Source organism: Pseudomonas sp. S32 (assembly GCF_016648095.1).
Lineage (GTDB): Bacteria > Pseudomonadota > Gammaproteobacteria > Pseudomonadales > Pseudomonadaceae > Aquipseudomonas > Aquipseudomonas parafulva.
This window is the reverse complement of record NZ_JACVVF010000049.1, coordinates 1-19,507: the sequence shown is the minus strand read 5'-3', so window position 1 is coordinate 19,507 and position 19,507 is coordinate 1. Positions and strand designations below refer to the sequence as shown.

The 19,507-nt window shown below is 62.5% G+C and carries 17 protein-coding genes; 6 read left to right on the top strand and 11 right to left on the bottom strand.

Annotated elements, in window-relative coordinates:
• Nucleotides 1-77: 77 nt before the first annotated feature.
• The 5 genes from groL to IAE38_RS20100 all read right to left on the bottom strand — a co-directional run bounded on the left by groL (nucleotide 78) and on the right by IAE38_RS20100 (nucleotide 4,717).
• Nucleotides 78-1,721, bottom strand: a complete 1,644-nt coding sequence (gene groL, locus IAE38_RS20120; protein WP_201164880.1) for a chaperonin GroEL — start codon at nucleotides 1,719-1,721, stop codon at nucleotides 78-80.
• 49 nt (nucleotides 1,722-1,770) lie between these two features.
• Nucleotides 1,771-2,064 carry a co-chaperone GroES gene (locus IAE38_RS20115; RefSeq protein ID WP_003251905.1) on the bottom strand — a complete coding sequence of 98 codons (294 nt, stop codon included), beginning with the start codon at nucleotides 2,062-2,064 and terminating at the stop codon, nucleotides 1,771-1,773.
• Between the two features lie 273 nt (nucleotides 2,065-2,337).
• On the bottom strand, nucleotides 2,338-2,802 hold the full coding sequence (locus IAE38_RS20110) for an FxsA family protein (RefSeq protein WP_028635162.1): 465 nt from the start codon (nucleotides 2,800-2,802) through the stop codon (nucleotides 2,338-2,340).
• A gap of 67 nt (nucleotides 2,803-2,869) precedes the next feature.
• A complete protein-coding gene (locus IAE38_RS20105) occupies nucleotides 2,870-3,601 on the bottom strand; it encodes a HugZ family pyridoxamine 5'-phosphate oxidase (protein ID WP_201218926.1) in 732 nt (243 codons plus the stop codon).
• 105 nt (nucleotides 3,602-3,706) lie between these two features.
• Complete coding sequence (locus tag IAE38_RS20100; RefSeq protein ID WP_028635164.1) at nucleotides 3,707-4,717, bottom strand: DUF481 domain-containing protein; 1,011 nt, start codon at nucleotides 4,715-4,717, stop codon at nucleotides 3,707-3,709.
• Nucleotides 4,718-4,869: 152 nt separating this feature from the next.
• Between IAE38_RS20100 and IAE38_RS20095 the strand changes: the two genes are divergently transcribed.
• Nucleotides 4,870-5,223, top strand: coding sequence for an MGMT family protein (locus IAE38_RS20095; RefSeq protein WP_201214383.1), 354 nt, complete (start codon nucleotides 4,870-4,872; stop codon nucleotides 5,221-5,223).
• 43 nt (nucleotides 5,224-5,266) lie between these two features.
• A complete protein-coding gene (locus IAE38_RS20090) occupies nucleotides 5,267-6,793 on the top strand; it encodes an AmpG family muropeptide MFS transporter (RefSeq protein ID WP_201218924.1) in 1,527 nt (508 codons plus the stop codon).
• A gap of 52 nt (nucleotides 6,794-6,845) precedes the next feature.
• On the opposite strand, the gene IAE38_RS20085 is transcribed toward IAE38_RS20090, so the two are convergent.
• From IAE38_RS20085 to IAE38_RS20075, 3 genes are all read right to left on the bottom strand, one after another.
• Nucleotides 6,846-8,066 (bottom strand): MFS transporter, encoded by a 1,221-nt coding sequence (locus IAE38_RS20085; protein ID WP_201218922.1) that lies wholly within the window; start codon nucleotides 8,064-8,066, stop codon nucleotides 6,846-6,848.
• 114 nt (nucleotides 8,067-8,180) lie between these two features.
• Complete coding sequence (locus tag IAE38_RS20080) at nucleotides 8,181-9,023, bottom strand: mechanosensitive ion channel family protein (RefSeq protein ID WP_201218920.1); 843 nt, start codon at nucleotides 9,021-9,023, stop codon at nucleotides 8,181-8,183.
• 112 nt (nucleotides 9,024-9,135) lie between these two features.
• Nucleotides 9,136-9,621: a YajQ family cyclic di-GMP-binding protein gene (locus IAE38_RS20075; RefSeq protein ID WP_201218918.1), complete on the bottom strand. Its 486-nt coding sequence runs from the start codon at nucleotides 9,619-9,621 to the stop codon at nucleotides 9,136-9,138.
• Nucleotides 9,622-9,722: 101 nt separating this feature from the next.
• Between IAE38_RS20075 and IAE38_RS20070 the strand changes: the two genes are divergently transcribed.
• The 3 genes from IAE38_RS20070 to IAE38_RS20060 are packed head-to-tail and all read left to right on the top strand — an operon-like array spanning nucleotide 9,723 to nucleotide 13,273.
• A complete protein-coding gene (locus tag IAE38_RS20070) occupies nucleotides 9,723-10,640 on the top strand; it encodes a putative 2-dehydropantoate 2-reductase (protein WP_201218917.1) in 918 nt (305 codons plus the stop codon).
• Nucleotides 10,641-10,677: 37 nt separating this feature from the next.
• Nucleotides 10,678-12,705 (top strand): ATP-binding protein, encoded by a 2,028-nt coding sequence (locus tag IAE38_RS20065; protein ID WP_201218916.1) that lies wholly within the window; start codon nucleotides 10,678-10,680, stop codon nucleotides 12,703-12,705.
• Nucleotide 12,706: 1 nt separating this feature from the next.
• On the top strand, nucleotides 12,707-13,273 hold the full coding sequence (locus tag IAE38_RS20060) for a cob(I)yrinic acid a,c-diamide adenosyltransferase (RefSeq protein ID WP_028635172.1): 567 nt from the start codon (nucleotides 12,707-12,709) through the stop codon (nucleotides 13,271-13,273).
• A gap of 17 nt (nucleotides 13,274-13,290) precedes the next feature.
• Here IAE38_RS20060 and IAE38_RS20055 read toward each other — a convergent pair whose 3' ends face one another.
• The 3 genes from IAE38_RS20055 to secA all read right to left on the bottom strand — a co-directional run bounded on the left by IAE38_RS20055 (nucleotide 13,291) and on the right by secA (nucleotide 18,443).
• Nucleotides 13,291-14,235 (bottom strand): Nudix family hydrolase, encoded by a 945-nt coding sequence (locus IAE38_RS20055; RefSeq protein WP_201218915.1) that lies wholly within the window; start codon nucleotides 14,233-14,235, stop codon nucleotides 13,291-13,293.
• Nucleotides 14,236-14,343: 108 nt separating this feature from the next.
• Complete coding sequence (gene argJ, locus IAE38_RS20050) at nucleotides 14,344-15,561, bottom strand: bifunctional glutamate N-acetyltransferase/amino-acid acetyltransferase ArgJ (RefSeq protein ID WP_201218914.1); 1,218 nt, start codon at nucleotides 15,559-15,561, stop codon at nucleotides 14,344-14,346.
• A 146-nt stretch (nucleotides 15,562-15,707) separates the two neighbouring features.
• Nucleotides 15,708-18,443, bottom strand: coding sequence for a preprotein translocase subunit SecA (gene secA / locus IAE38_RS20045; RefSeq protein WP_028635175.1), 2,736 nt, complete (start codon nucleotides 18,441-18,443; stop codon nucleotides 15,708-15,710).
• A gap of 342 nt (nucleotides 18,444-18,785) precedes the next feature.
• Between secA and IAE38_RS20040 the strand changes: the two genes are divergently transcribed.
• Nucleotides 18,786-19,241 carry a DUF721 domain-containing protein gene (locus tag IAE38_RS20040; RefSeq protein WP_201218913.1) on the top strand — a complete coding sequence of 152 codons (456 nt, stop codon included), beginning with the start codon at nucleotides 18,786-18,788 and terminating at the stop codon, nucleotides 19,239-19,241.
• Nucleotides 19,242-19,507 lie beyond the last annotated feature (266 nt).

The window sequence follows — 19,507 nt, the reverse complement described above, 5'->3', positions numbered from 1 at the left end:
CCCACCTTTGAACGCGCAAAAAAATGCCCCGGCTCTCGCGAGCCGGGGCATTGGGTGCCGCTGGGGGTAAGGCTGGCTTACATCATGCCGCCCATGCCACCCATGCCGCCCATGTCAGGCATGCCGCCGCCTGCTGGCTTGTCTTCCGGCAGGTCTGCAACCATGGCTTCGGTGGTGATCATCAGACCGCCGATCGAAGCAGCTGCTTGCAGGGCCGAACGGGTGACCTTGGCTGGGTCCAGGATGCCCATTTCGATCATGTCGCCGTATTCGCCGGTAGCAGCGTTATAGCCGTAGTTACCCGAACCTTGCTTGACCTTGTCAGCCACAACGCTTGGCTCGTCGCCGGCGTTGGCAGTGATCTGACGCAGCGGCGATTCGACAGCGCGACGCAGCAGGGCGATACCGACGTTCTGGTCTTCGTTGTCGCCTTTCAGGTCAACGATGGCAGCCAGAGCGCGCACCAGGGCAACGCCACCGCCAGGTACCACGCCTTCTTCGACGGCTGCACGGGTAGCGTGCAGGGCGTCTTCAACGCGGGCCTTCTTCTCTTTCATTTCAACTTCGGTGCCGGCACCGACCTTGATCACGGCAACACCGCCGGCCAGCTTGGCCAGGCGCTCTTGCAGCTTCTCGCGGTCGTAGTCCGAGGAAGTCTCTTCGATCTGGGCACGGATTTGCTTGACGCGTGCTTCGATCTCGCCGTCGGCGCCAGCGCCGTCGATGATGGTGGTGTTTTCCTTGGACAGGATCACGCGCTTGGCGTTACCCAGGTGCTCCAGGGTAGCGGTTTCCAGGGACAGGCCGATTTCTTCGGAAATAACCTGGCCGCCGGTCAGCACAGCGATGTCCTGCAGCATGGCCTTGCGGCGGTCGCCGAAACCAGGCGCCTTGACCGCAGCTACCTTGACGATGCCACGCATGTTGTTGACGACCAGGGTCGCCAGCGCTTCGCCTTCAACATCTTCGGCAACGATCAGCAGTGGGCGACCGGCCTTGGCAACGGCTTCCAGAACAGGCAGCAGCTCGCGGATGTTGGAAATCTTTTTGTCGACCAGCAGCAGCAGCGGGCTTTCCAGCTCGGCAACCATGGTGTCTGGCTTGTTGATGAAGTACGGCGACAGGTAGCCACGGTCGAACTGCATGCCTTCTACCACAGACAGTTCGTTTTCCAGGCCCGAGCCTTCTTCAACGGTGATAACGCCTTCTTTGCCGACTTTTTCCATGGCTTCGGCGATGATCTCACCGATGGAGCTGTCGGAGTTGGCGGAGATGGTACCTACCTGGGCGATGGCCTTGGAGTCGGCGCAAGGCTTGGACAGGTTTTTCAGCTCGGCAACGACGGCAGCAGTGGCCTTGTCGATACCGCGCTTGAGGTCCATCGGGTTCATGCCGGCAGCGACGGCTTTCAAGCCTTCGTTGACGATCGACTGGGCCAGAACAGTGGCGGTGGTGGTGCCGTCACCGGCAGCATCGTTGGCCTTGGAAGCGACTTCCTTGACCAGCTGGGCGCCCATGTTCTCGAAGGCGTCTTTCAGCTCGATTTCTTTGGCAACGGAAACGCCGTCCTTGGTGATGGTCGGCGCGCCGAAGCTCTTGGCCAGTACCACGTTACGGCCTTTCGGGCCGAGGGTCGCTTTTACCGCGTCAGCCAGAACGTTGACACCCACCAGCATTTTCTTGCGAGCGGAATCACCGAATTTTACGTCTTTAGCAGCCATGATCGTTTAATCCTTGAAAATCTTTGGAGTAACGGGAAGTCGGGGGAAATCAGCCTTCGACAACGGCCAGGATTTCGTTTTCGGCCATGACCAGCAGGTCTTCGCCGTCGACTTTCACGGTGTTGCTACCCGAGTACGGGCCGAAAACCACTTTGTCACCCACTTTGACGGCCAGCGCACGTACTTCGCCGTTGTCCAGGACGCGGCCGGTACCGACAGCGACGACTTCGCCGCGGTTGGGTTTTTCAGCGGCCGAACCCGGCAGGACGATACCGCCAGCGGTTTTCGATTCTTCTTCGCTGCGACGGATGACGACGCGGTCATGCAGAGGACGAAGCTTCATTGTCGATCTCTCCCAAATTGTGGTTTTCATCGGCCGGTGTCGACACCGGCGGGTTGATGCTGTCCGGCGTTGCCGGAAGGCCGCTCGCACGGGGCGAACCGCCTGAGTAATGTCTGGTGTTGCCACCAGAAACCTTGCGGTGTCCACTACATGAGGTCGGCCAATTCGATTACAAGGCTTGGGTTGGAAATTTTTTTACCGGAGGGCAGTAGAAGGCAGGTTCAGGCATGGGGCTGCTGTGCAGCCCCTTCACAGCGGTGTCGGTGCGGCGGGTTACTTGTCGCGGCGCTCATACTCGCCCTCGATCACGTTCGGCCGATGGCCGCCGTCACGGGGGGGCTGGGCCTGGAACGGGTCGTCCTGAAAGGCCCGCTGGCGCATGGCCTGGGCCTCGGCGCGTTCGCGCATCTTGCGCGCGGCCAGGTGACGGGTGAACGGCAGCAGGCACAGCAGGCCGAGCACGTCGCTGATAAAACCGGGGATGAGCAGCAGGCCACCGCCCACCGCCAGCATCATGCCCTGGAACATGTCCTCGGCTGGCAACTCGCCACGCTGCAGGCTCTCACGGGCACGCAACGCCGTGGCCAAGCCGGCCACGCGCATCACCAGTACGCCCAGGGCGGAACCGGCGATGATCAGCAGCAAGGCCGGGAAAAAGCCGATGGCAGCGCTGACTTTCACGAAAACAAACAGCTCCAGCACCGGGAACAGAAGCAGCAGCAATAGAAAAACACGCATCAAAGCATTCCTCGTCGGAAGACACCCTTCCAGTAAGACCAACAGATGGATGCGTGTGCTCCGTTTTTCAAGCAGGTGCATCGCAGGCGATTGGCCATTGGTCGGCGCGGGCCAGCAAAACCAAGGCCTCGCGCACTTGTGTCGGCGTATTGCAAATACTCGGGAATGGCAGCCAGTAAACCGCCTGGCCGATGCGCAAGTGCATGCCTTCGCTGTCCACACCGGCCATGCAGGCCGGGGTATCATTGGGCAGGCCGGCAAGCTGCACGTAATGCGCAAGGGCGTTGGCATGGTCGCTGTTCATGTGCGCGACCATGCCCGCCTCGGCCTGGCTGGCAAACGGGTTGGCGAGGGTTACCTGGTCGAGCCAGTGGATGGCGCCGAAGCCGCCGATATAGCGGTGCCGTACCGGCACCAGGGTCCAGAAGTCGAAGTCATGGGCGCTGTGGTAATCGGCCGCATCCGGGAAGTAGCGGTAGTAGCGCTGGGCGGCGGCGTCGATAGCAGCCTGGTCGAGCAGCTTGTGGGCCTGGGCCATTACCGTCAGGCGCCCAACCGCCTGCACGTCTTGCGCCTCACGCTCACCTACCAGCAACGAGCACTTGGGATCTTTCTGCAAGTTGTGGGTGTGCTGTGCGATGCGGCTGATCAGAATCAGGGGGTTGCCCTGGGCGTCCAGGCAATAGGGCACCACCGAGCCGAAGGGGTAACCGGGCATCGACTTGGAATGGGTCGACAACACGCCACGGTATTCCTTGAGCAGCAATTCCCGGGCGGGACGGATGGCATTCTGGCTCACGGCTAACTCCTCAGGGTTGAAGCCTTACACGCTACAAGCTTCGTGCAGCAAGAAAAAGGGGCCATCGCATGGCCCCTTCCCTTCAGGCTTGCAGCGTACGGCGCTTTACCAGGTAACGCCAAAGCCTGCGGTGTAGCGGGTCTTGTCCAGGTCGCTGTCGCGGGTGCCGGTGATGATGTCTTTTTCAGCCTTGAGGTTGAGCGATGCCCATTCGGTAACCTTGTAGCGCAGGCCCATCTCGGCATCCAGCGAGTAGTCGGCCACATTGCCCAGGGGTTTGGCCAGCTCGCCATTGGTGAAGAACTGCACTTTCTTGCCAATCAGGTAGCGGGTGTAATCCCACTTCATCGCAGCCGAATAGAAATTGTCCTTGCCGCCGTCCTGGTACTCGTAATCGGTGCGGTTGAGCAGCGAGCCCAGCGAGAAGGCCCCCAGTTCGTCGTCCCAGAACTGATAACCCGGGCCGGTACCCACGGTGCGCTGGCGGGCCAGGTCTTCGACATGGTCACGCTTGTATTCCAGGCGCCCTTGCCAGAACCATTTCTCGGTCAGGAAACGGTCCAGCGCGTATTCGGCGCTCCAGTTGTCCGTGGTGGTAACGTCATCCTTGGTCTCACGGTTGTACTCGCCTTCGGCAGTATGCCGCCAGCGACCGTGGCGGGCAGTGGTCTTGAAGCCGACGTCATAATCATCGGTATCGTTCTCGGCGCGCTTGTAATCCAGCGCGACGTCGACGTTACCCTTCCAGACCAGGTCCTCGACCACCGGCTTGGGCTTCATGATCTGCTCGATACTGGCAAGCTCCACCGTTTTCGGGGCCTCGCCATTGGCCAAGGTCACCTTGCCAGGCTCGGCGGCCTTGAGTGACTTGGCCTTCTCGCCGGTGTAGGCGTCCTGTTTGACCAGCAGTTCCTGGTCGCTTTCCAGGGTCTTCACTTGCTTCCAGTCAAGGGCGATGGCGCCGCCGTAAGGCGTTTCGAGCAGCAACTTGCCGCCATCGAAGACTTTGATCTTGCCGCTCAAGCGGTCACCGTTCTTCATCCAGACGGTATCGGCCAACGCGGGCGAGGCGCAAAGTGAGGCGGCGAGCAAGGGCAACAGGGATCTAAGAGACATAAGCGGGCTACGGGTTCGATTTGGCGAGAAAAGCCGGGCATTATCCAGATACCGCCGGCCGGAGCAAGGACAGACCCGACGCTTGCCATTGAGTTCCACTCTCATTTGTAATGCCGCCGGTCCGGTTTCATCTACAGCCCAGAGAAGGCGCGATGTCTGATAGCCCTGCACTTATGACTGAAACTGCAGAACACCGACGAACGGCACTCTATTCAGTGCTGGGCCAAGTGCCACCGGGCAAGGTGGTGAGCTACGGCCAATTGGCCGAGCTGGCTGGCCTGGGGCGCGCGGCGCGCTGGGTGGGCCGCACGCTGTCGCAGCTGCCCCAGGGCACACGCCTGCCCTGGCATCGTGTACTGGGCGCAGGCGGGCGCCTTAGCCTGGCGTCCGGTACGCCTTCGGGGGATGAACAGCGCGCCAGGCTGCGTGCCGAGGGCGTGAATGTGGCCAACAATCGTGTGGATATGACGCGCCATGGCTGGCGCCCGATGGAGCACAGCGGTTAGAGTGCGCGCTTTGTTCTGGAAAACTTGAGGCAGATGTTGGTCCATGCCCCGTAAAACCTGGCGCGCTGCGCTCGCTGCCTATGCCAGCCCGTCAACCTTGGTGCTTTTGCTGCTCGGCTTTGCCGCCGGCCTGCCTTACATGTTGGTTTTCTCGACTCTTTCGGTATGGCTGCGCGAAGCGGGCGTGGCCCGGGAGACCATTGGTTATGCCAGCCTGATCGGCCTGGCCTACGCCTTCAAATGGGTGTGGTCGCCCTTGCTCGACCAATGGCGCCTGCCATTGCTGGGTGGCCTGGGCCGCCGTCGCTCATGGTTGCTGCTGTCACAGATACTGGTGGTGATCGGGCTGGTTGGCATGAGCCTGTGCGACCCACAGCAGCACCTGTCGTGGCTGATCGCGCTGGCGGTGCTCGTAGCATTTGCGTCTGCCACCCAGGACATTGCCGTGGATGCTTATCGCCTGGAAATCGCCGATGACCAGCGCCAGGCAGCCCTGGCGGCCAGCTACATGGCCGGCTACCGGGTAGCGGCCTTGCTTGCCACGGCCGGTGCCCTGTTTTTTGCCGAGTGGTTCGGCTCCACCGGGTTCAGCTACCTGCACAAAGCCTGGGCCGGTACCTATGTGATGTTTGCAGTCCTGATGCTGCCGGCCCTGTTCACCACGCTGGTCATGCGTGAGCCGCCTGTGCCCATGCGTACCCAACTGTCGGCGGCGCGCTACGGCCTGGCTCACCAGCTGGCATCGGTGTTCGTACTGATCATCCTGCTGGTGTCGGTACCGGCCAGTTTCACGCAGATGTTCAATACCGGCTGGTCAAGCGTGATCTCGGGCGAAACCAGCCCGCTCGACCTGCTGCTCGAAGACCGGGCATTCCTGCGCCTGATCCTGTACGTGCTGCTGAGCTGGGCCTGCCTGTCGAGCCTGGGGCGTCGAGGCCTTGCGCCTGTGCTCACACCGGTCAACGACTTCATCACCCGCTACCGCTGGCAGGCACTGCTGCTGTTGGGGCTGATCGCCACGTACCGCATGTCGGACACGGTCATGGGTGTGATGGCCAACGTGTTCTACATCGACATGGGCTTCACCAAGGACCAGATCGCGAGCGTCAGCAAGATCTTCGGCCTGATCATGACGCTGGTGGGCGCGGGTATTGGCGGGTTGCTGATCGTGCGCTTCGGCATCATGCCGATCCTGTTCATCGGCGGGGTGGCCTCGGCGGCGACCAACATCCTGTTCGTGATGCTGGCAGACATGGGCCCCAACCTCGAAATGCTGGTGGTGACCATCTCGCTGGACAACTTCAGTTCCGGCATGGCCACATCGGCCTTCGTCGCCTACCTGTCCAGCCTGACCAACCTGAAATTCTCGGCCACGCAGTACGCGCTGCTCAGCTCGATCATGCTGCTGTTGCCGCGGTTGATCGGAGGTTATTCAGGGGTGATGGTGGAGAAGTTCGGCTACCACGATTTCTTCCTGATCACCGCACTGCTGGGAGTACCCACCCTGATCCTGATCGCCCTGCAGTGGCGTCAGGACAGTGCCCGCGGTAAACAGCCAGCCGAGCAGTGAGGGCATGCAGGTGCCCGCCTCGAGGGTTTTTCGCCTGTGAGATCGGGTGGTTTCAATCGCGCCCGATCACCCACCAGAGCGGCCACAGTGCCAGGCCCCCTGCTACGCCGGCCGCCACGGCAAAATGCAGCAGGCTGGCACCCGCTCCGATCATTGCCAACACAGCGCCACCCAGCCCCAGCAAGGCAATGGTGATCATGCCCAGCATGGCCGATACCAGCCCCTTGCTCTGCACGCTGGAAAACAACGTCATGCGGTACAGCACCGCGTTCGCCACGCCCAACCCCAGGGCATACAACGACATCCCCGCCACCACGCTCGGCACGCTCGGCCAGTACCAGGTCGCCAGCACCATCAGGCCCAACCCCGCCAGGTACGGCCATAGCGCCCCGCGCACCAGCGCAGGCAACGGGTAGCGATCGGCGATGTGGTTGATGATCAGGTTGCCAGCAATCAGCCCACCGAACACCGGCAATTGCCACAGCGCATAGGCCAGGGTGCTCAGCCCCTCGTCATGAATCAGCAGCACCGGGGACAGCCCGATCCAGCCGATCAGCGGCAGGCCGACCAGGCCCAGCGCAGCACTGCCAGCGACAAAGCGGCGGTTGGCCAGCAACTGGCCGTAGCCTGCCAGCAGCGGCAACAGGTGAATGGGGGTGAACGCCAATCGCGAGCCGTCGCGGCGCTCCACCCCGAGGGTTTCCGGCATCAGGCGATACAGCAGCAACCACGCCACCACCGCACCGACGGCGAATGCCACGAACAGCCAGCGCCAGTCCAGCCACTGCAACATCAGCGTGCCCACCAATGGCCCAAGCAGCGGTGACAGCAAGGCGATATTGGCCAGCAAGGCCATCATGCGCACCGCATCCGCCTCACTGAAAGCCTCGTTCAGCGCGGGGTAACTGACCGTCACCACAAAGCCAAGGCCAATGCCCTGCAGCAACCGCAGCAGGTTGAACAGGCCGATGTCATGCACCCAGAACGTACCCAGACAGGCCAGGCCAAAGAACGCACAGCCAGCCAGCAGCAACGGCCTGCGCCCATAGCGGTCGGCCAGCGGGCCGATCAGCCATTGCAGCACCACCCCACCCAGCAGGTACAGGTTAAGGGCATGGGGGATGTATTCAGGGCTGGCGTTCATTTCGCCCACCACCACCGGCATGGCCGGCATCACGGCGTCACTGGCCAGGTACGTCAGCAACTCGAACAGGGCCAGCGTCAGGCCGAACAACAGGGCACGCAGGGGGGTTATATAGAGCAGTGGCTTCATGATGGCGCATCGGGTTAGGCAGGAAGGGTCAGGCTATATGCCAGAAATACCCGTATGTTGCTGTGAACAAGTGTAAAGGGTGGGGCCATTGCGCGCCCCACCCTTGATGCCGGGTTACTGCGCAGCCGTTTCCTGCACCACGCGGATGACCCGTTGCGGGAACGGAATGTCGATGCCCTCGGCCTTGAGGCGATCACGGGCCTGCTCGTTGAGCATGAAAATCACGTCCCAGTAGTCCGAGGTCTTGGTCCACAGGCGCAGCGACACGGTGATAGAGCTGTCACCCAGCGTGGATACCACAGCCACAGGTGCCGGGTCGGCCAGCACCCGCGGGTCCTGGGCCAGCTCCAGCAGCACATTGCGAGCCTTCTGCAAATCAGCCTCGTAGTCCACGCCAACATCGAACACCACCTTGCGCGTCGGCTGGCGGTTGGTGTTGGTGATGATGCCGTTGGACAGGGTGCCGTTGGGCAGGATCACGGTCTTGTTGTCACCGGTACGCAGCACGGTGTGGAAGATCTGGATGCTGTCCACGGTACCGCTCACCCCCTGCGCCTCGATCCAGTCGCCGATGCGGAACGGGCGGAACAGCAGAATCAGCACGCCACCGGCAAAGTTGGCCAGGCTGCCCTGCAGCGCAAGGCCAATGGCCAGGGTGGCACCACCGATAGCAGCGACGAACGAGGTGGTTTCGATGCCAATCATCGACGCCACGCTGATGGCCAGCAGGATCTTCAGCACGATGTTGGCCAAGGTGCGGATGAAGGTCTGCAGTGCCGGGTCGTGTACCCGCAGGCCCACGAGCTTGGCCAGCCGGTCGCTGACCTTGTTGGTAACCCACCAGCCAATGGCCAGGGTCACCAGCGCCAATAACAGGCGGCTGCCGTACTCCATGACCATCGGGATCCAGGTGGCGGTTTGGCGGACGAGCTGATCGACCTCAGCGTTCAAATCCATAGTCATCTCCTGACGCCGAGCGGCGATTGCACAATACACCGGGCCGCCAGCCTTTCAGCGGCCCCGGCCCCCATGGACAGCCACAACCGGCCAGGGGTTCCAGCAAGGGAAGTCAGTCGCGGAAGTTGTTGAACTGCAGCGGCATGTCGAATTCCTTGGTACGCAACAGGGCAATGGCCTCCTGCAGGTCGTCACGCTTCTTGCCGGTGACGCGTACTTGCTCACCCTGGATGGAAGCCTGGACCTTGAGCTTGCCATCCTTGATGGTGGCCACGATCTTCTTCGCCAGGTCCTTGTCGATGCCTTCGCGGAACTTGGCTTCCTGCTTCTTTTCCTTGCCCGATGGGTAGGAGTCTTTGGCTTCCAGGCACTTCACGTCGATCTTGCGCTTGACCAGGGCCAGGCGCAGGATTTCAAGCATGGCCTCCAGCTGGAACTCTTCTTCGGCAGTGAGCATGACGGTCTGCTCCTTGTCCTTGAACTCGAAGCTGCCCTTTCCCTTGAGGTCGTAACGGCGGTCCAGTTCCTTGATGGCGTTGTCGACCGCGTTCTGCACTTCGTGCTTGTCCAGTTCCGATACCACGTCGAACGAAGGCATGGTTGTTCTCCCAGAAATAAAAGCGCGCTCGGGCTGAAGATGGAGCGCGCTGGGTTTGATGGTTAAAATGCGGGCTCATTATAACGGGTTGCGAAACGCATATGAGCAGCACCTGGCACATTCTCGGCGCAGGCAGCCTGGGTAGCCTGTGGGCTTGCCGGTTGGCGCGGGCTGGCACTGCCGTGCGCCTGGTCTTGCGTGATGGTCAACGTCTGCGCAGTTACCAGCTGGCCGGCGGGCTCACCCTGGCGGAGCAGGACCAGACCAGGTGTTATGCCATACCGGGCGAAACCGCAGACGCAGCAGGCCCCATCCACCGCCTGCTGGTAGCCTGCAAGGCTTACGACGCTGCGTCGGCCGTGGCCAGCGTCGCGGCGCGCCTGGCCCCAGGCGCTGACGTGGTGTTGCTGCAGAACGGCCTGGGTAGCCAGGACGAGGTTGCCGAGCAGGTGCCCCACGCGCGCTGTATTTCCGCCTCCAGCACCGAAGGCGCCTTCCGCGAAAAGGACTGGCAGGTGCGCTTCGCCGGGCAGGGGTTCAACTGGCTGGGAGACCCAGGCAACCCGGTGCCTGCAACGTGGTTCGAGGACGTACAGCGGGCGGGCATCCCGGCCGAATGGACGCCGGACATCCTCCCCCGCTTGTGGCGCAAACTGGCGCTGAACTGCGCCATCAACCCGCTGACGGTGCTGTACGGCTGCAATAACGGCGGCCTGTTGGGGCACCTGGAAGAAGTGGATGCACTGTGTACCGAACTGCAGCAGTTGCTGCACCGTTGCGGGCAGCCCCAGGCGGCGCTTGGGCTTGGCGAAGACGTGCAGCGCGTGATCCTGGCCACTGCCGCCAACTACTCTTCGATGTACCAGGACGTGCAAGCTGGGCGGCGAACCGAGGTGCACTACCTGCTCGGCCACGCGTGCCGTGCAGCCAGCCGGCACGGCCTGGCCTTGCCCCTGCTGGAACACCTGCAACAGCGCCTGGTCGATAACTTGCGTGCGCGGGGCCTGCCCTGCAATTGACCCAGCCCCTCAACCTGACACGGATACCGCCTGCCCCATGACCTTGCGCCAACGTCTGGAAAACCTGCCCGTCGGGCAGAAGCTGCTGGCGGCCCTGCTGGTCTTGCTGGTAACCATCCTGCTGGTGGCCAACCTCACGTTCATCAGTGCGGCCTACTGGATCACTCAAGAGAGCATGGCCCCGCAGGCGCTGCAGACCATTGGCCGGCTGGTGTCCAACCCACAGCTCGCGGCCCAGGCAGGGGACGACAGCGAGTCGGCCAACGCCCTGCTCAAGGAGCTGGACAGCTACACACCGCTGCGCGCCGCCGCCATCTACGGCAGTGACGGGCGCATGCTGGCGCAGCTGCAACATGGCGAGTCAATGACGCTGCCCAAACGCTTTCGCAACATCGACGGCTGGCGCCTGATGGAGTTTCGCAGCACCCAGCTGATCCGTATGCCACGCGAAGCCCGCCCTCCGGCGCACTTGCTGCTGGTGGCCAGCAGCGAGCTGCCGATGGCCTTCTACACCGGCACGCTCAGTGCCAGCCTGGCCATTCTGGTGTTCAGCATTCTGCTGTGGATCGTGATCGCCCGGCAGATCAAACGGCTGATCACCCAACCGATCAACCAGTTGGAAGAACTCAGCCGCCAGGTTACCCGCGAAGAAAGCTATGCCCTGCGCGCCCGGCGAGGCAACGACGACGAGATCGGCAGCCTGGCCGACGCCTTCAACACCATGCTCTCACGCATCGAGGCCCGCGAGCAGCAGCTCAAGCGTGCCCGTGACGAATTCCAGGATGCCTACGACCAGGCCCAGGGGCTGGCCGAGGAAACCCGGCACACCAACCGCAAGCTGGAACTGGAAGTTCAGGTACGCAGCAAGATCGAGAAAAAGCTCACAGGCTTCCAGAACTACCTGAACAGCATCATCGACTCCATGCCCTCGGCACTGATTGCCCTGGACGAACAGCTGTACGTGACCCAGTGGAACCAGGAAGCCACCGCGCTTTCCGGCACCCGCCTGGATGAGGCGCTGAACCAGGCGGTGTTCATCGCCTTCGCGCCGCTCAAGCCGTTTTTGCCGCAACTCAAGGAAACCGTCGAAAAACACCGTGTGGCAAAGATCGAGCGTGTCACCTGGCAAAAAGGCGATGAACCGCGCCACTACGCCCTCACCTTCTACCCGCTGACCGGGGGCGGTGGCCGCGGGGTGGTCATCCGTATCGATGACATCACCCAGCGCCTGTCGCTGGAAGAAATGATGGTGCAGTCGGAGAAGATGCTCTCGGTCGGCGGCCTGGCGGCGGGCATGGCCCACGAGATCAACAACCCCCTGGGCGCCATCCTGCATAACGTGCAAAACATCCGCCGGCGCCTGTCGCCCGAGCTGCCGCGCAACCTCGAACAAGCGCACGAACTGGGCATCGACCTGACCACCGTCAACCACTACCTGCACAGCCGCGAAGTGCCGCAGCTGCTCGATGGCATTCAGCAGGCCGGTGCGCGGGCTGCAAAAATCGTCACCCACATGCTGAGTTTCAGCCGCCGCAGCAACCGCGAACTGGCGCCCTGCGACCTGCCAGCGTTGATCGACCAGGCGGTGGACATTGCCGGCAACGACTTCGACCTGGCCATCGGTTTCGACTTCAAAGGCCAGGCCATCGTGCGCCAGTTCGACCCGGCGCTCGGCCCGGTGCCCTGCACTGCCAACGAGCTGGAGCAGGTGCTGCTCAACCTGCTGAAGAACGCCGCCCAGGCCATCCACCTGCGCCCGCAGCCCAGCGAGCCAGGGCGCATAACCCTGCGCACACGGCTGGCGCCGCCCTGGGCAGAAATCCAGGTGGAGGACAACGGTGTCGGCATGCCCGAGGCGGTGCGCAAGCGCACCTTCGAGCCGTTCTTTACCACCAAGGAAATCGGCCAGGGCACTGGCCTGGGCCTGTCGGTGTCGTACTTCATCATCACCAACAACCACAAGGGGCAGATGGAGGTGCACTCCACGCCCGGCCAGGGCACCTGTTTCACCCTGCGCCTGCCCCTCGGCCAACCGGCACCCGTGCCGGCCATCACGGAGCAATGACATGGGCTACCGCCTGTCGAAGATCTACACACGTACCGGCGACAAGGGCGAAACCGGCCTTGGGGACGGCCGACGGGTGCCCAAGGACCACCCGCGCATCGAAGCCATCGGCGAAGTGGACAGCCTCAACAGCCAGCTGGGGGTACTGCTCGCAGGCCTGGCCGAGCTGGGGATGGATGAGGTGAGCAGTGTTCTGGCCCCCTGCCAGCATCGCCTGTTCGACCTGGGTGGGGAGCTGGCGATGCCCAGCTACCAGGCACTGACGCAGGCTGAAGTGCTGCGCCTTGAGGCCGCGATCGATGCCTGGAACGAAGAGCTGGGGCCTTTGAAGAACTTCATTTTGCCCAGTGGTTCGGCGTTGGTGGCGCAGGCACACGTGTGTCGCAGCCTGGCGCGCAGTGCCGAGCGCCGTTGCCAGCACTTGAATGCCGTGGAACCTTTGGAGGGTGTAGGGCTGGCTTACATCAACCGCCTTTCAGACCTGTTGTTCGTCGCAGCGCGAATCATTGGCCGCAGGCAGGGGGTCGCCGAAGTGTTGTGGCAGCCTGCCGAGAAACCTGCAGGCTGACACCAGGGGGCCGCCGTTCAGGCCGCGGGCCAGAACGCGCGGATGCCGGCTACCCCCTGAGCCCCGGCTTGCCAAGCCTGCTCACGCTCACCCGGCCCTACGCCGCCGAGCAGGTACACCGGCAGCGGGCACGCCGCGATCAGCCGCTGCGCCTCTTCCCAGCCCAGCGGTGCAGCGTCCGGGTGGGTCTGGGTGGCCTGTACAGGGGACAACGTGACAAAGTCGACCCCCATCTGCTGGGCCAGCGCCAGCTCTTCGGCATTGTGGCAGGACGCTGCCAGCCACCGGTCGGTGGGGAACGGCCGGCCCTTGGGCGCATATTTGCGCAGTTGCGCCGCCGTCAGGTGCCAGCCCGCCGCAGGGAAGTCGCCCAGCCATTCCAGCGGGCCTTTGAGCATCAACTGCGCCTTGCCGGCGCACAGCCCGACCGCATCCACCGCCACATCACGGTACTTGGGGTCGTACATGTCCGGTGCACGCAACTGGATCAGGCGCAGGCCACCGGCCACCGCTTTCTGAATGCCCTTGAGCAGTTGCGGGACTTCCAGCTCATCGGGGGTGATCAGGTACTGGTCAGGCAGGCGTGCAGCGGCAACAATGGGCCTGTTGGCTTGCGGGAAGTCGTACTGGGCCAGGTCACGCGGTGCCACCCAGGCCAGCGGCTGGCCCTCGGCGCCATGGGGTTCGCCCTCGAACGCATCGACTTCGCGAACCTCCAGCAGCACGTGCTTGTCGGGGTAGTCGTGGCTGACCTTGATCAGGGGGCGCGAACGCGTCACCCGAATGCCCAGCTCTTCGTTGAGCTCGCGGGCCAAGGCCGCCTCGACGCTTTCACCCGCCTCCACCTTGCCACCCGGAAACTCCCAAAGGCCACCTTGGTGCTGGGTGTCGGCGCGGCGTGCAATCAGGATGCGACCATCCAGGCCGCGGATCACGGCGGCTACAACATGAATCCGTTTCACCGCTTACGCTCCACCGGGTTCAAGGCTGGCACGCTGTGTTGAAGAAAGCCCATGGTTCGGCTCCTTTTGGCGTTGAAATGGCGGGGCTGGCAGTCAGCCCCGGCTGTATCAGGTACGGTACTCGGCGTTGATCTTCACGTACTCGTGGGAGAGGTCGGTGGTCCAGATGGTTTCATTGCATTGGCCACGGCCCAGTTCGATGCGGATGGTGATTTCTTCCTGAGCCATCACCTTGGCACCCTGGTCTTCGGTGTAGCTTGGGCTACGGCCACCCTGGCTGGCGATGCACACGCTGTCCAGGTAGACATCGATCAGGCTGACATCCAGCTCCGGCACACCGGCACGGCCAACGGCGGCAAGGATACGGCCCCAGTTCGGGTCAGAGGCAAACAACGCAGTCTTGATCAGCGGCGAGTGGGCCACCGCGTAACCGACGTCCAGGCACTCCTGGTGGTTACCGCCGCCATTCACCTGCACGGTCACGAACTTGGTGGCACCCTCGCCGTCGCGCACAATGGCCTGGGCCACTTCCATGCACACCTCGAACACTGCCTTCTTCAGCGCTTCGAACAGTGCACCGCTGGCTTCGGTCACTTCCGGCAGGTTGGCCTTGCCAGTGGCAATCAGCATGCAGCAGTCGTTGGTCGAGGTGTCGCCATCGATGGTGATGCGGTTGAACGACTTGTTGGCGCCATCCAGCATCAGGTCCTTGAGCACTGCCGGTGCCACGTTGGCATCGGTGGCGATGTAGCCAAGCATGGTCGCCATGTTCGGGCGGATCATGCCTGCACCCTTGCTGATGCCGGTCACGGTGACGGTGACGCCTTCGTGCTGGAACTGGCGGCTGGCGCCCTTCGGCAGGGTGTCGGTGGTCATGATGCCCGTGGCGGCGTCGGCCCAGTTGTTTTCCGACAGGTTGTCCAGGGCAGCCTGCAAGGCGCCTTCGATCTTCTCTACCGGCAGCGGCTCACCGATTACACCGGTCGAGAATGGCAGCACCGACTCGGCCGGCACACCCGCCAGCTCGGCCAGCTTGGCGCAGGTACGTTCGGCGGCGGCAAGGCCAGGCGAACCGGTGCCGGCGTTGGCATTGCCGGTGTTGGTCAACAGGTAGCGCACGGTACCCTGCACGCGTTGCTTGGACAGGATCACCGGGGCCGCGCAGAACGCGTTGAGGGTGAACACGCCCGCTACGCTGGAGCCTTCGGCGCAGCGCATGACCACCACATCCTTGCGCCCTGGGCGCTTGATGCCGGCAGAAGCGATACCGAGTTCAAAACCCGGAACCGGGTGCAGGGTGGGCAGAGGACCAAGACCAACAGCCATTAGAGCGCTCCTAGACAATAGAGTTGATATCGAAAGACGAGGCCGCTGCTACAGGATTGTCGCAGTTCCTGTAGCAGCGGCCTTGTGTTGCGAGAGGGCCGCAAAGCGGCCCCCCGGATGTTTCAGCCTGCAGCGAACCGGTCAGGTCACTCGATCTGGCCGTGGCAGTGCTTGAATTTCTTGCCCGAGCCACACCAGCATGGCTCGTTGCGGCCCAGCTTCTGGTCATTGCGCACAGGGGCAGTGGCCACGGCCACTTCAGCACCCTCCTCGCTCAGTTGCTCGCTTTCCAGGCCTGGCGCCGGTGCATGTTCGAACTGCATGCGGCTGGCCAGTTCTTCGGCATCGCGACGCAGGCGCGCCTCTTCTTCTTCCGGGTCTTCGCGGCGAACCTGAACGTGCGACAGCACACGGATGGCGTCGCGCTTGATCGACTCGAGCAGTTCCTGGAACAGGGTGAACGACTCGCGCTTGTACTCCTGCTTGGGGTTTTTCTGGGCATAGCCACGCAGGTGGATACCGTGGCGCAGGTGGTCCATGGTGGACAGGTGGTCCTTCCACAGGTCGTCCAGCACACGCAGCAGAATCTGCTTCTCGAAGGTACGCAGTGCGTCGATACCCGCCTGGTCTTCCTTCTCGGTGTAGGCGGTGGTGATCTCGTTGAGCAACTTCTCGCGCAGGGTTTCTTCGTAGAGGTGGTCATCCTCGTCGAGCCACTGCTGGATAGGCAGCTTCATGGCGAAATCACTGGCAAGCGACGCCTCCAGGCCAGCCACGTCCCACTGCTCGGGCAGCGATTGCGGCGGGATATGCTGGCTGATGGTAGCGTCCAGCACTTCCTTGCGGAATTCGACGATGGTGTCGCCCACGTTCTCGGCCGCCAGCAGGCTGTTGCGCATGTGGTAGATCACCTTGCGCTGTTCGTTGGCCACGTCGTCGTATTCGAGCAGCTGTTTACGGATGTCGAAGTTGCGCCCTTCTACCTTGCGCTGGGCCTTCTCGATGGCGTTGGTGACCATGCGGTGTTCGATGGCCTCGCCAGACTGCATGCCCAGCGCCTTCATGAAGTTCTTCACCCGGTCGGAGGCAAAGATGCGCATCAGGCTGTCTTCGAGCGACAGGTAGAAGCGGCTGGAGCCCGGGTCACCCTGACGGCCCGAACGGCCACGCAGCTGGTTGTCGATACGGCGCGATTCATGGCGCTCGGAGGCGATGACATGCAGGCCACCCGACTCGATCACCTGCTGGTGGCGCTTCTGCCAGTCGGCCTTGATCTGGGCGATCTGCTCGGCGGTGGGGCTGTCCAGCGCAGCCACTTCGGCTTCCCAGTTGCCGCCCAGCAGGATGTCGGTACCACGGCCGGCCATGTTGGTGGCGATGGTCAGGGCGCCTGGCGCACCGGCCTGGGCAATGATCTCGGCTTCCTTCTCGTGGTACTTGGCGTTGAGCACCTTGTGGTCGATGCCTTCCTTCTGCAGAAGGTTGGACATGTGCTCGGAGGTCTCGATGGTGGCAGTACCCACCAGCACCGGCCGGCCCAGCTTCATGCTTTCCTTGATGTCGGCGATGATCGCGGCGTATTTCTCGTCTGCGGTCAGGTACACCAGGTCGTTGTGGTCCTTACGCGCCAGCGGCTTGTTCGGCGGGATGACCATCACGTTCAGGGCATAGATTTGCGCGAACTCGAACGCCTCGGTATCGGCGGTACCGGTCATGCCGGACAGCTTGGTGTACAGGCGGAAGTAGTTCTGGAAGGTGGTGGAGGCCAGGGTCTGGCTCTCTGCCTGGATGTTGAGGTTTTCCTTGGCCTCGATGGCCTGGTGCAGGCCCTCGGACAAGCGACGGCCCGGCATGGTGCGGCCGGTGTGTTCGTCGATCAGCAGGACCTGGCCGTCCTGGACAATGTACTCGACGTTGCGGTGGAACAGCTTGTGCGCACGCAGGCCGGCGTACACGTGGGTCAGCAACCCCAGGTTGTGCGCCGAGTACAGGCTCTCGCCCTCGGCCAGCATGCCGGACTGGGTGAGCATTTCTTCGATGAACTGGTGACCGGCTTCGTTCAGCTCGACCTGGCGGCTCTTCTCGTCGATGGAGAAGTGACCTTCCTGGGTGACCTGGCCTTCCACTTCTTCAATGTGCTGGGTCAGGCGCGGGATCAGGCGGTTGATCTCGATGTACAGCTTCGAGCTGTCTTCGGCCTGGCCAGAGATGATCAGCGGGGTACGCGCTTCGTCGATGAGGATGGAGTCCACTTCGTCGATCACGGCGAAGTTCAGCTCACGCTGGAACTTCTCGTCCTGGCTGAACGCCATGTTGTCGCGCAGGTAGTCGAAACCGAATTCGTTGTTGGTGCCGTAGGTGATGTCGGCGGCATAAGCGGCGCGCTTTTCTTCAGGCGGCTGGAAGGCCGAGACGATACCGACCGAGAGGCCGAGGAATTCGTACAGCGGGCGCATCCAGTTGGCGTCACGGCGGGCAAGGTAGTCGTTGACGGTGACCACGTGTACGCCTTTGCCGGACAGGGCATTGAGGTAGACGGCCAGGGTACCGACCAAGGTCTTGCCTTCACCGGTGCGCATTTCTGCGATCATGCCCTCGTGCAGGGTCATGCCGCCGATCAGCTGCACGTCGAAGTGGCGCATGCCCATCACGCGCTTGCCAGCCTCACGGGCCACGGCGAAGGCTTCGGGCAGCAGTTGGTCCAGTGTCTCGCCTTTGGCCAGGCGCTCCTTGAACTCTGCGGTCTTGCCCCGCAGTTGCTCGTCGGAGAGGGCCACCATCTTCTCTTCGAAGGCATTGACGATACTCACCGTCTTGAGCATGCGTTTGACTTCACGCTCGTTCTTGCTTCCAAAAAGTTTCTTTAACAAAGGCGCAAACATATCGGCAGGATCTTCCACACGTAGGGATGGAGGGCGGCCCCGTGAGTCGCCCGTGCAGCCCTGAGGCCGCATGCGAACGAGCATTCTACCCGGAAACGATGGTGAGGAAAGTGGTGGATTCCACGATGCTGGCACAGCGCTTTGGCAGGGGCGTGTCTTAGATTGGGCCATTTTCCCTGAGTTCAAGGTTTGCCGTGATGAAACGTTCAGGCAGCGTGTGGCAAAAGCTTGATTTGCATCATGAAAGCACAAGCCTGAGTGGTCACGGGGAGGCTTGCGAAAAGGCCGTCAGCGATCACAGAGGTGCTAAACTGCCGATCTTGTAACCTCATGCGTACCCCCATGGCCTTCAAACCTTCCTCTCCCCAGCTGCCGTCCGCCCTGCTGCGCCAGGTGCGCCCGCTGCGCCTGCTGTTGAACCAGGCCGAACGCCTGGAGCATCTGCAGCGTTTGCTGGAAAGCCAACTGCAGCCGGCTGCGCGCGAGCACTGCCATGTGGCGTCGTGGCGTGACGGCACGTTGCTGCTGGTGGTGACCGATGGCCATTGGGCGACTCGCCTGCGCTACCAGCAGAAGCGTCTGGTGGCGGCGTTGCAGGCCATGGAGGCGTTCGGCAACCTCAGGCGCATCCTGTACAAAGTGCAGCCGCCGTTGGTGCCGGCCAAACGCGGGAGCAACCTGACGGAGTTGTCGCCCAGCGCGGCCGAGAGCCTGCGTGACACGGCGCAAGGCATCACAGACCCTAAGTTGCGCGCCGCGCTGGAGCGATTGGCGGCGCATGCCCGGGACAAGGGATGATTCGGGGCTGATGTGTCAACCGTCTCTGCGCACAGGTGTCAGCGATGTATGCGGCCTGCGCTGTTTTCGGTATTCCTGGGCTCGACTGACTTAATTCGCAAATCACCCTATTCAAACTTTCGCGCACTTCAGCCAAGCCCAACCAGCGCCCACTCAGATACGCCGCACTATATTCATTCCAACTCGCTGTTGATGTTGCTGTAGATCTTGATCTTGATCTTGATCTTGATCTTGATCTTCGCGACTTCAGGAGGCCGAACGAAGGA